The sequence below is a fragment of the Bifidobacterium sp. W8110 genome (genome assembly GCF_016101375.1).
Classification (GTDB): Bacteria; Actinomycetota; Actinomycetes; order Actinomycetales; family Bifidobacteriaceae; genus Bombiscardovia; species Bombiscardovia asteroides.
The window spans coordinates 1-6,601 of record NZ_JACFQO010000007.1 but is presented as its reverse complement, the minus strand read 5'-3'; the positions used below and the strand labels follow the sequence as shown (position 1 = coordinate 6,601).

The 6,601-nt window shown below is 53.8% G+C and carries 1 protein-coding gene and 2 pseudogenes; all 3 read left to right on the top strand.

Annotated features, from left to right (window positions below; all coding sequences use genetic code 11):
* Positions 1-1,769: pseudogene (locus tag H3T88_RS08490) on the top strand (hypothetical protein); the annotation flags it as partial.
* Positions 1,770-2,081: 312 nt separating this feature from the next.
* Positions 2,082-5,015, top strand: coding sequence for a hypothetical protein (locus H3T88_RS08485; RefSeq protein WP_332461031.1), 2,934 nt, complete (start codon positions 2,082-2,084; stop codon positions 5,013-5,015).
* A 418-nt stretch (positions 5,016-5,433) separates the two neighbouring features.
* Positions 5,434-6,601 (top strand): annotated as a pseudogene (locus H3T88_RS08480) (hypothetical protein); the annotation flags it as partial.

Here is a 6,601-nt window from a genome sequence, read left to right as displayed (position 1 = left end):
CGGTCCTGGTGACAGGCCAGCAGCCGTCTCCCAATACGGCGACTACCACGACCAGCAAGGCGGCCCAAGTCAGTAAGTATTCCGCCTTCAACTTGCCCAAACAGCCGGATAATCCCAATGAGATGTTTGCCACTGACAAGAACGGCCAGCCTATGCCTGCCCAGAAGGCTGATGGCGGGATTGATTTCAAGGAGGCCAAGGAGAAGCAGGACCTTGACGGTTATTTCAAGATGGTCACCTGGCCTGTCACCACGAACCGGGATGGCAGCGCTTGTACCGTCAGCCCTGAAGTGTACAACCCTGATCAGAAGGGCCTCGTCGGAATCCGTGACGGCATGAACAGCTCAGATATAGAACGAAATATTTCAGCGGGCTGGACGATCAACAGTGCCTTCTATAAGTATGATGTGCCTCGCCCCGATGATCCAACGATTACGAAGATCGAAAATGACGCCGACAGCGCTTTGGATGCTTCGGGCAGTGTGTATACGTCGAAGCTTGATCCGGTGATCAGTGGTGAGTGCACGCCTTCCAAGGATCCTGCGCGCCCCAACAAGGTTGTTCTCTACGGGGAGGATCCTGCCAATCCGATTGCGGAGGGGCAGGGCGCGAATGGCGATGACCTGGTGAAAGCCGCGGACACGTGGGGGTTCTGGTTGGGTGAAGTTGAGTGCAAGGTCGATCCTAAGAGCAAGCAGGGAGGGTCCTGGCAGATACAGGACACCAACAAGCAATATCCGTCGCCGGATCCAGGCAACAAGTACAGCGGCTACAGGCGGTACCATGCCTGGGTGATCGAGTCTATCTCCGGATTCGGCTTGACCTCCTACTTCTCGAATATCGGCACTGCCTATTTCGTCTCCGCGGAGAACGTGCCGGATGCGAGCAAGTTCTCGCTGACGGTGCCCCATACGGTCAACGGGAGCCTGCCGGCGGACTCGGTCGTCGTGTTCAAGGGTGAAGTGTCTCCTGTATATACTGCCTGGTCCTCGGGAGCACTAGGGATGACGGATTCAAGGATGACTGTTTCGATGAAGCAGAAGACAGCCTCGGACTGGACCAGCCTGCTGACTACTCCGGCCAACACCTTCCTACGGGACGCGGCGGCTGGCACCACGTCTTCCGCCGAAGATTCCGCGACGGGCTTTACGCTGGGCCTGAACAAGATAGCAGCTTCCACCTGGTCCTGGACGCTGAACATCCCTGCCGACAAATTCAGCGGTTACAACGGCAATGACGAGACACAGATGTATGATTTCCGCGTTGAAATGGTCAATCCGATGAACATCCGTTCAGAGCCGGCGTCCATCGAGCGGAAGGTCGACATGACACCCACCACGCTGGTCCTGGAACGGTACGACGTCTTCCAGGTGGCAGGGAAAGCCTACAAGTATGTGGACGGGGATACGAAGGTTCCCGAGGCCAAGGGGACTATGGTGCATATAGCCTGGCCCGGCGGCAGCGGCACGGATGTCGTTGTGGGGGACGAAGGTTCGTGGCAGGCGACTCCGCCTGAGGGGATCAACCAGGGGCAGTTCTCTGCTCAGGTGCATTCCGATGATGCCGAGGGCCCTGATGCCCAAGGCAGGTTCCAGGGCGGGAATCAGTCGGCCCCGGTGTCGCACACGCTGGAGTTCCGGCCTTCCAACTCGGCTTTGCCTCTGACCGGCGGATGGCCGCTTTCGGTGCTCAAGATCATGCTGCTGATGGCCCTGGGCCTGGCTGGCTTCGTGGCTTGTCTGAGGAACAAGCAGGAAAGCCGGCACTGAACCAGGACATAAGACAGGTCCCCCCACCCCACGGAGTTGAGAGGATGGGTGGGGTCCTGCCGTTGCCCAACCGACCTCATTACCCATGCAGACAGTCCTTAGTCAAGATGGTGGACGGCCGCGAAACACCCTATCTGAATCCCAGATCACGCTTTCAGCCTCGGTACTCTTAAAGCATGTAAGGGGAAGAGAAGATGCCATAAATAAGGATGTAGCACTTGTGCTCTAGGGTTTCGTGGCCTGCACCGGGGACCAATCAAGCGTGCAGTCCATCTGATTCTGGAGATGGTTGCATTGAGGTGTGGGGGTAACGTGTTGAACCGATTGCAAGAACAGGGCAATAAGGGTCCACGGCATGTGGATCGCCCCATAGTTGCTCTTTTGATAACCCTTCTGGCGACCCTGGCCATGGTTGTTCCGCTCGGGCTCAGCGCTCTGTCGGCAAACCAAGCCAATGCCATCGCTGGTCAAGGCGAGACAGCTAGCAGGAAGCCGCTGCTCTATAAGATGCTTGGTTACAACGACAAGATTGATTCCTGGCAGGATGAGCTGCGCATGGATTTTATCCTGCGCGTGAGACATAACGATTTCAATCCTAATTGCGCCAATGCTACCAACGGTGCCGATACTCAGGGCACTTGTAATTTATCCTTTGTCTATCCGTTCTGGGGTTCGCAGAATCGAACCTGGTATCGCAGGATAAAGTATTTGAACACTATAGCTTCAGCATCGTCTACGAGTAAGCCTTGGTCTGGAGCCTACAAGTGGGCGCAAAATAGAGAAGAATACTTCACAGTACATAAGATAATAAACTCTGGTTTATATGACTACCTTGCTATTTCCCTTGAAGGCGATTTGAACCTCAGGGATAATTCCTCTAATCCTTCATACTATAAAGCTGGTGGTACAAGCGAGCCCTTAAATGTGTTCGCGGTCGTTGGCCAACAGCAGGGAGCGCTGTCGTGTGGTAGTCCCGGTTCTCCGTGGAATTGGAATTCCGGAGTTGATGAGTGTGGCAGTTTCGATTCTAAAACCATGATTAATGCGCCGGATAGAACATCCAATATTACCGAATCTTTAACGGCGAACGGTAAGAACTTCAAGCTGTATATGGGGGACTGCCTGGGCTCGGATGCTAATCTTCAATGCAGCGGACCGTACTCCTGGATCGGATGGGATGACCGGCCGAAGCTCTATGGTGGGAATCAGGCTAACTGGGGCATGGTGACCGATTATGGTTTTCCTGCCTATTCTGACGTTGGTAATGGAAACGTTGTTGGAAATGTCAACGGTACTCAACCCGGGGTGGCTCCGGCCCGCTCTTTCTTCGTGTACTGGGAAAATCCTCGTGGAGGCAATATAGGCAAGGGTATATGCTCCGAGACCACCTCATATTACTATCAATGGGTAGGTCTCAAAAACAACACCCAATGGGTGCCTGTCGATGATCTGACTCCTGAGCCGATCTTGGTGGAGGGTCAGAAGCCAAGCCCGAACACACTGACATCCACTTATTGGACCCAAGGAATAGTCGACGATAATGCGGCGTTCAATTTGCCTAAAAAACCGAGTAATTCCAATGAGATGTTTGCCACGGACAGGAACGGCCAGCCTATGCCCGCTCAGAATGCTGATGGCTCCATTGACTTCAGGAAGGCCAAGGAAGACCAGGATCTTGACGGCTACTTCAAGATGGTCACCTGGCCTGTGACCAAGAATTTGAATGACACCGGCACCGACAACAACTGCAATGTCAATCCCGAAGTATACAACCCCATGCGCAAAGGTCTTGTGGGTATCGATGATGGCATGTCTGACGCGAAGAAAGATGAGAACCTGAGTGCAGGCTGGACTATCGATACTGCCTTCTATAAGTATGATGTGCCTCGTCCCGATGATCCGACCATCACCAACATTCAGAATGACACCGATGGCTCCTTGAATGCCTCGGGAAGCGTCTATACCGGCAAGCTTGATCCGGTGGTCAGCGGCGAGTGCACTCCCTCCAAAGACGACACGCATCCCAACACGGTTACTCTGTTCGGCGAGGATCCCGGCAATCCTTTCACGGAGGAGCAGAGCAAGAGCAGTGACGACCTGGTGAAAAGCTCGGACTCCTGGGGGTTCAAGCTGGGAGAAACGGTGTGCAAGGTCGATCCCAAGAGCAGGCAGGGAGGGTCCTGGCAGATACAGGACACCAATAAGCAGTATCCATCGCCGGATCCCGGCAACAAGTACAACGGGTACAGGCGTTATCATGCCTGGGTGACCGAGTCCGCCTCCGGGTTCGGCCTGACCTCCTTCTTCTCGAATATAGGAACAGCCTATTTCGTCTCCAACGAGAATGCTCCGGATGGCAAGCTCTCCGTCACAGTGCCCCATACGAAAAACGGGATTCTACCGGCAAACTCGGTCGTCACCTTCCAGGGCTCGGTTTCGCCTATATATACGGCCTGGTCCTCGGGAGGGCTGGGGATGACTGATTCCAGGATGGCCATTTCCATGAAACAGAACACTGCCTCGGACTGGACCAGTCTGGTGACCACTCCGGCCAACACCTTCCAGAGGGATGCGGCGGTCAATACCACGTCGCCTTCCGTCGCTGACCCCACATCGGGCTCTGTGCTCAAGGTCGTCAAGACGGCGGCTTCCACCTGGTCCTGGACCTTGACGATACCTGCTGGCAGATTCACCGGCTACAACGGTGACGATGAGACAGAGAAATATACTTTCCAGGTTAAGATGATCAACCCTCTGAATGTCCCTTCGGATCCGGTTTCCACCAACCGGACGGTTGATATGACGCCGACCACGCTGAGCTTGGAACGGTACGACGTCTTCCAGGTGGCGGGCAAGGCATATAAGTATGTCAATGGCAACACGAGGGTTCCTGAGACTAAAGGGACTCTGGTCCATATAACCTGGCCCGACAACAGCAGCACCGATGTCGCCGTGGGAGACCAGGGTTCATGGCAGGCGACTCCGCCTGAGGGGATAAACCAGGGACAATTCACCGCTCAGGTTTCTTCCGATGATGCCGAAAGCGTTGATCCTCAAAGTGGCAACTTCCAGGGAGGAAACGAGTCGGCTGCGGTGTCGCATGCGCTGGAATTCCGGCCCTCCAACTCATCCCTGCCCTTCGCTGGAGGATGGCCGCTTTCCGTGCTCAAGATCCTGTTGATGCTGATACTGGGTCTGGCCGGCTTTGTGGCCTGCCTGAGGAACAGGCAGGAGAGCCGATACTGATTCTCCGGCGGGCATAAGGCAGGGTCTGTGCTCATCTCCAAGGAATTTGGGGGTGAGGGCAGGCCCTGCTTGTGTTGCCTGTGCGAGATGGGACTCGAGCCTAGACGTCTGAAGGCCACTGGTGGAAGAGTCGCTTGACAGAAGCGAATTGTCGACTTTTCCATGACAAAGTGGCCTCCACCTCCAACTCAAACCAGTAAGATGAAGACCATAAACGGTCGCGCAAGACCGGTCGTGACACACCCTATCGGAATCCCGGATAATGCTTGCAATTCCAGTGCTCGTGGAGCATGTATGGAAAAAGCGAAGATGCCATTTTTTTATCGCTATGATAGAGTCGAAGCAATTGGGGACAGATTAAAAGAGCAAAGTTTAGCCGCTCTTAAGCATAATTGTAACTTGATTTGGGGGTATTGTATTGAAGCGTTTGCAAGAACGGATCGCCAAGGGTTCGCAGCATGCGAGCCGTCCGATCATCGCCGTTCTGGTAACCCTTCTGGCGACGCTGGCCATGGTTGTTCCGCTTGGGCTGAGCGCCCTTTCGGCCAATCGGGCCAATGCCGTCGATGGACAGGACGAAACAGCCAGCAGAAAACCCCTGCTCTATAGGATGATGGCCTTCAACGACAGGATCGATGCCTACCAGGATGAGCTGCGCATGGACTTCATCCTGCGCGTAAAGCACAATGAGTTTAAGCCGGATTGCGTCGGTGTTGGTGGGACTGACACCAAAAATCCGTCACAATGCAATCTATCTTTCATATATCAGTTTGTTGGTTCTGAAAATCCTGACTATTACAGACGCGTGCGGTATATGAACACTATTACCCCGGATGATTACGTAGACAGCAATAAAAATGCCAACGCTTATGATGGCGCCCTAGCCTGGGCCAGGAATCAGGATGAGTTCTTCACCGTTCACAAGATAATCAATTCTGGTTTGTATGACTACCTGACCATATCCATTGAGGGTGATATGAACATTAAGGATAAGTCTCCAGATCCCGCAAAATTTGCGGTTGGCGGTCACCCCGAGCCCTTGAATGTCTTTGCCATCGTTGGTGACCAGAATACCGCCCTGTCTTGCGGCAATTCTTCCTGGTCCTGGACTACCGATAACTGCAAAAATTTTGATCCGGCTTCCATGAGTGATTTACAGGCTCAGGATAGATATTCAAATATCACAGCGAGCATGTCCCAGGATAAACAGATGAAAGTGTATATGGGTTACTGCTTGGACAGCAAAGAGGATATGAAGTGCAGTGGCCCGTATTCCTGGGTCGGTTGGGACTACAATCCAAATCTCTACCAAAACAATCAGGCTAACTGGGGCATGGTAACCGACTACGGTTTTCCTGATTATAAGAGCAATGTTACTGGGCCAATCGCCGGCACTGCTCCGGGAACAGCTCCGGCACGGTCGTTCTTCGTGTACTGGCTGAATCCGCGTGGCAGTACAAATGACAATCCTGATGGCATATGTTCTGAGACCAATTCGTATTATTACCAGTGGGTGGCTCTGAAGGATAGCGAGTGGGTGCCTGTCGATGAGCTGACCCCTGAGCCGGTCCTGGTGACAGGCCAGC